This window comes from Buttiauxella sp. JUb87 (genome assembly GCF_004361975.1).
GTDB lineage: Bacteria > Pseudomonadota > Gammaproteobacteria > Enterobacterales > Enterobacteriaceae > Buttiauxella > Buttiauxella ferragutiae.
In genome coordinates this window covers 88,075-94,165 of sequence record NZ_SNVY01000013.1, presented here as the reverse complement: position 1 = coordinate 94,165, position 6,091 = coordinate 88,075, and the positions used below count along the sequence as shown (strand labels likewise).

4 protein-coding genes are annotated in these 6,091 nt (G+C 51.9%); 2 read left to right on the top strand and 2 right to left on the bottom strand.

Features of this window, described 5'->3' with window-relative positions; genetic code table 11:
* Nucleotides 1–99: 99 nt before the first annotated feature.
* Together EC843_RS23260 and EC843_RS23255 are read right to left on the bottom strand one after the other, a co-directional pair.
* Nucleotides 100–945, bottom strand: a complete 846-nt coding sequence (locus EC843_RS23260) for a DUF2950 domain-containing protein (RefSeq protein WP_121814294.1) — start codon at nt 943–945, stop codon at nt 100–102.
* 11 nt (nt 946–956) lie between these two features.
* The gene (locus EC843_RS23255) at nt 957–2,549 is read right to left on the bottom strand and encodes a DUF3300 domain-containing protein (protein WP_064539876.1); all 1,593 of its coding nucleotides are present in this window, start codon (nt 2,547–2,549) and stop codon (nt 957–959) included.
* A 417-nt stretch (nt 2,550–2,966) separates the two neighbouring features.
* Between EC843_RS23255 and acnB the strand changes: the two genes are divergently transcribed.
* A complete protein-coding gene (acnB, locus tag EC843_RS23250) occupies nt 2,967–5,564 on the top strand; it encodes a bifunctional aconitate hydratase 2/2-methylisocitrate dehydratase (RefSeq protein WP_133523129.1) in 2,598 nt (865 codons plus the stop codon).
* Between the two features lie 153 nt (nt 5,565–5,717).
* Nucleotides 5,718–6,083, top strand: a complete 366-nt coding sequence (gene yacL / locus EC843_RS23245; RefSeq protein ID WP_133523128.1) for a protein YacL — start codon at nt 5,718–5,720, stop codon at nt 6,081–6,083.
* The last annotated feature ends 8 nt before the right edge of the window (nt 6,084–6,091 follow it).

Below are 6,091 nucleotides of genomic sequence, written 5' to 3'. Positions count from 1 at the left end.
CGGCGGCCACATCTGTCGCTAAAATACAAAACGCCCGATGAAGTTCATCGGGCGTTGTAAGGCCGAAAAGTGTCAACCTATAGCAGGACTAGTCAGTTACTATTGGTCTTCTTCCCAGCTTTTATCCGGGTTGAACTGTTTTATCTCTTTCACTTTTTCAGCCGTTTGCTCACCGAGATCCTTCTGATAAATCACCCCCTGGTTATCGACCATAAAGGTGGTGATACCGGTTTCCCCATACTCCACAGGCCAGGCAATTAACGCAAAGCCAGCTGCCATTTTCCCGTCTGAAATATAGTTTTTCTCACCACCCGCAGCGTCTGCCCCTTGAGCTGTAAGAATGCGGAAGTGATATCCGTGATAGCCCATGCCAGGATGCTCAGGACTGAAACTTGGGCCGAGAGGGCTGGGAGATTCACCCGGTGTGAGTGGCCAGTACAATCCATCCTTCTTACCTTCGCTGCTGACAAATTTCTGGGCATATTGCTGATTGAGCTGATAATAATCTTCCTGTGCCGCGACATAGGCGTCTATCGCCTGAATTGCGGAAAGCTCGTTAAGGCCAATAGTGCGCGTGAGAATTTCATCCGCCGCCTGCTGCATATCGAAGTGCCAGCCCGCATCGGTTTTTACTATCGGGATAGGCAATTGCCAGTTTTCATGCCCAACATTCAGATGCGCAGTTTCACCTTTCTGCTCGATGTTATGGCTCACTTTCCAGTCACGAACAAAACGAGCCACAGCTTCAGGATCGGCTTTGTCATCGGGAAGATACTGCCGCCAGTTATCACCCAGCACCTTGGTCAGTGCGGCTTCATCCTGACTAATGACAGCGTCGGCAAATGAGGTGGCTGCCAGTTCAGGTGTGGTGAACAACTGCTGTGCCTGAACAAAGGCAGGCAGCATAAGCATTACTAATGCACATAACTTCATACGATTTTTCATGATGCCTCCTTTTAACGGCGATTAACTTCACGATGCCCAGAACTACGTTCTCTGGAAGGGCTCCGTTGCTCACGGTTAGCTGATGAGCGGTTAAGACTTTGCTGGCCACGCTGGTTCTGCGCCTGCCAGGAAGGGGAACGGCTGTCGTTACCGCTTAATGCAGACCTCGTTTGTTGCTGACGTGGCCTGGTATTGGTCGTGGCCCGATTCTGGGTTTCTCGCGTCTGGGTTCTGGCTGCTTCCTGACGACGCTGTGTTTGTTGATTCGTTGAACGGTTGGCCTGAGTCTTCGCGGCGTTACGGCGTGCGTCAGTGTTAGGGCTGTCGTAACCCCGATAATTATTGCGCTGAGCAATTTTGTTCACTTGTTGGGAAGATGCCTGACGCTGAGCGTCGCGGGTAGTGCGCTGTGCTGCTGTGCCTGCGTCTTTCCGTTGAGTCTGCTGCATTTGCGTCCTGGCCGCTTGCCGCTGGGCATCACGGTTGACTGTTGCGGCATTAGGCGTTGCGCTCAGCCCACCTGCAGTATTAGTCCGGTTATATCGTTGAGATACTGCGTTGGACTGATAGCCAACCCCATCCCTGTAGGCTGGGTTATGCTGGAAGCGCACATTGCTGCCCTTGGCCAGTTGCTGCCCGGAAACGCGGTTGTAACGGTCAACGTCAATATTAATGTTGTTGTCCCCATTACGGTTATAGCCACCACCACCACCATGATAACCATCGTAATCGTCATCATCCCAGTCGATGCTGCCAAATAAAGCCGCAGTGGTCACGATACCAAGGCCAAATCCGAGCCCATCAACAAAGTTGTCACCGAACTGATCTTCGGGAGGTGGAAGATAGACAGGCGGATAAGCGGTATTTGGCCAGGTACCGTACGCGGTCGTTGGGTTGTAAGTAGGAACATAAACGACCTCCGGGTTAGTGGGTTCGATTTTTATAACCTGAGCCGGAGCTGCGCTGGTAGTGGATGGCTCTTGAACCGTCGTATTTTGGTTTACCGTAACAGGGGTAGTGGTCACCGTTTGTTGCGGAGTGGTTTTCAGAGTACCCGTCTGTTCCGCCATCAAACGCAATTTCTGCACGGAATCCATGACATCTTTAGGTTGTGCGAGGAACGCATCACCCAGATTTTGCACCCATTGCGGATTTTCACCCATCAGCGCTGTTAATTGCGGGAAAGCGACCAGAGATTTTACACTCGGATCCCAGGGTTGATTTGAGACAGCCTGAACGGCGGCATCACCTTGTAGCTTCGGGTTGTCATGGGACCATTGCACCGCCTGAACGACGTTCGCCGGATAGGTTGACGCCATTAGCACTTGCGATAGAAGCGGGTCAGGGAATAGCGCAACAGGCGCAACCCATTGGTCGATTTGGGCAGTAGTAAATGTAGGTGCATTGGTTAGCGGTGCTGTCGCCCCTGCTACGGGTGCTGCGGGTGCCGCCACAGGAGCAGGCGTTGCAGGTTGTGCAACCGGAGCTGGCGGAGATGATGCCGCCTCCGTGGATTGGCTTTTCACAAATAGCATGCCGGATGCCGCTAAAATGACAGCACTCCCTACAAGGGCAAAAATATGAGGCTTGAATGGCAACTTCATTTAACTTCTCCTGGTATTCAGAAGGATACCCGTGAATTAGAGAGCTATGCCGGGAGGCGGCTGTGTCTGGGTGAGTATATGGAGCTGATAGTTTAATTTTTGTCTTAAACGGTGATTCTTGCCGTAAATGTAGTACGAAACCGTGAAATATTATTTCTGGCTATACAAATTCTGTACAAAACAGGTATCCAAAGGCGGTTTTTTTGTGCCCGAAGGTCATATCGAAAAGTAATATTTTGCCCTTAACGATTCAGCAAGTATTTAATGTTGCTTTTTTGTAAACGGATTAACACCCCCTGAAAATCCTGCTATGCTGCCCGTCGCGGTACCGGGCATTTACCCTACAAACTGCTGTCTCACAGGAGCGTGAAGAGAATAGCCGGAACCGAAATGACAATGAGAGCGAGGAGAACCGTCGTGCTAGAAGAATACCGTAAGCACGTAGCCGAACGTGCTGCAGATGGGATTGTTCCAAAACCTTTAGAAGCATCCCAAATGGCCGCACTGGTCGAGCTGCTGAAAACCCCGCCAGCGGGTGAAGAAGAATTCCTTTTAGATCTTATTACTAATCGTGTTCCGCCAGGCGTTGATGAAGCCGCCTATGTTAAAGCTGGTTTTCTGGCTGCCCTGACTAAAGGCGAAGCCACTTCCCCGCTAATCTCTCCTGAAAAAGCTGTAGAACTGCTTGGCACCATGCAAGGTGGCTACAACATTCATCCGCTGATTGTCGCGCTGGATAACGAAAAGCTGGCCGCGATTGCAGCCAAAGCGCTGTCCCACACGCTGCTGATGTTTGATAACTTCTACGATGTAGAAGAGAAAGCAAAAGCCGGTAACACCCACGCACAACAAGTACTGAAATCCTGGGCTGATGCCGAGTGGTTCTTGTCTCGCCCTAAACTGGCTGAGAAAATCACCGTTACCGTATTTAAAGTCACTGGTGAAACCAACACCGATGACCTGTCACCGGCACCTGATGCCTGGTCACGCCCGGATATCCCTCTGCACGCGTTAGCGATGCTGAAAAACGCCCGTGAAGGTATCGAGCCGGATCAACCTGGTAGCGTTGGCCCGATCAAACAGATCGAAGCGTTAAACAAAAAAGGTTTCCCGCTGGCCTATGTGGGCGACGTTGTCGGCACGGGTTCTTCACGTAAATCTGCAACCAACTCCGTGCTGTGGTTTATGGGCGACGACATCCCGAACGTGCCGAACAAGCGCGGCGGTGGTGTGGTACTGGGTGGCAAAATCGCGCCAATTTTCTTCAACACTATGGAAGATGCGGGTGCGCTGCCAATCGAAGTTGACGTCAACGACCTGAACATGGGCGATGTTATCGACATCTATCCATACAAAGGCGAAGTGCGTAACCACGAAACCAACGATGTTATCGCTAATTTCGAGCTGAAAACTGACGTGCTGCTGGACGAAGTTCGTGCTGGTGGACGTATTCCGTTGATCATCGGTCGCGGTCTGACGACCAAAGCACGTGAAGCGTTGGATCTGCCACGCAGCGAAGTGTTCGTGCAGGCGAAAGATGTTGTCGCCAGCAATCGCGGCTTCTCGCTGGCGCAGAAAATGGTTGGCCGTGCTTGTGGCGTGGAAGGTATTCGCCCGAATCAGTACTGCGAACCAAAAATGACTTCTGTAGGTTCTCAGGACACCACCGGTCCAATGACCCGTGATGAACTCAAAGACCTCGCATGCCTGGGCTTCTCGGCTGATTTGGTGATGCAGTCCTTCTGCCACACTGCCGCTTATCCTAAGCCTGTGGATGTGAACACTCACCACACGCTGCCGGACTTCATCATGAACCGCGGTGGTGTGTCGCTGCGTCCTGGCGATGGTGTTATCCACTCCTGGCTGAACCGTATGCTGCTGCCTGATACCGTCGGGACTGGCGGTGACTCCCATACTCGTTTCCCAATCGGGATTTCCTTCCCGGCAGGTTCTGGTCTGGTGGCGTTTGCTGCGGCAACCGGCGTGATGCCACTCGATATGCCTGAGTCGGTACTGGTGCGCTTCAAAGGCAAAATGCAGCCGGGTATCACTCTGCGCGACCTGGTTCACGCGATCCCGCTGTATGCGATTAAACAAGGTCTGCTGACCGTTGAGAAGAAAGGTAAGAAAAACATCTTCTCTGGTCGCATCCTGGAAATCGAAGGCCTGCCTACGCTTAAAGTTGAACAAGCGTTTGAGCTGACCGATGCTTCCGCAGAGCGTTCTGCTGCGGGCTGTACCATCAAGCTTGATCGCGAGCCGATCGAAGAGTATCTGAGCTCAAACATCGTGCTGCTGAAGTGGATGATCGCCGAAGGTTACGGCGATCGTCGTACGCTTGAGCGCCGTATCCAGGGCATGGAAAAATGGCTGGCAGATCCTCAGTTGCTCGAAGCCGATGCTGATGCGGAATACGCAGAGATCATCGAAATCGATCTGAACGATATCAAAGAGCCAATTCTTTGTGCGCCAAACGATCCTGACGATGCACGTCTGCTGTCTGATGTGGCTGGCGAGAAAATCGATGAAGTATTCATCGGTTCTTGCATGACCAACATTGGCCACTTCCGTGCGGCAGGTAAACTGCTGGATAGCCACAAAGGCCAGTTGCCAACTCGCCTGTGGGTTGCGCCACCAACGCGTATGGATGCCGCTCAGTTAACTGAGGAAGGCTACTACAGCGTGTTTGGTAAGAGCGGTGCGCGTATTGAAATCCCTGGCTGTTCACTGTGCATGGGTAACCAGGCGCGTGTGGCGGACGGTTCAACCGTGGTTTCAACATCGACCCGTAACTTCCCGAACCGTTTGGGCACCGGTGCGAATGTATTCCTGGCTTCAGCAGAACTGGCCGCAGTGGCTTCACTGCTGGGCAAACTGCCAACGCCTGACGAGTACCAGACCTTCATGGCACAAGTCGATAAGACCGCTGTGGATACCTACCGTTACCTGAACTTCGACAAACTTTCTCAGTACACCGAGAAAGCAGACGGCGTGATTTTCCAGACTGCGGTATAACATTTACCCATTCTGCGACAGGGGAGGCTTAGGCCTCCCTTTTTATTTCCTTCACGCGCGCCCACCACGCTGTTTTTCGCCGGTTTTGCTGCGATAATTACCTTATACGCTAAGGGGTACTGCATTTCCCCAAGCTGGGTAGAGGAAAACACCATGGAATATGAATTTTTGCGTGATGTCACCGGGTTGGTGAAAGTGCGTATGTCGATGGGTCACGAAGTGGTGGGTCATTGGTTTAATGAAGAAGTAAAAGATAATCTCGCCCTGCTCGATGAAGTCGAAGAGGCAGCAAACTCAGTTAAAGGCAGTGAGCGTCAGTGGCAACGCACCGGGCACGAATACACGTTGTGGCTCGACGGTGAAGAGGTGATTATCCGGGCCAATCAGCTGGAAATTACTGGTGACGAAATGGAAGACGGGATGAACTACTACGACGAAGAAAGTTTGTCTTTTTGCGGTGTTGAGGACTTTATGCAGGTGGTTAACGCTTATCGGGAATTTATCTCTCACAAGCGCTAAACCTGTTT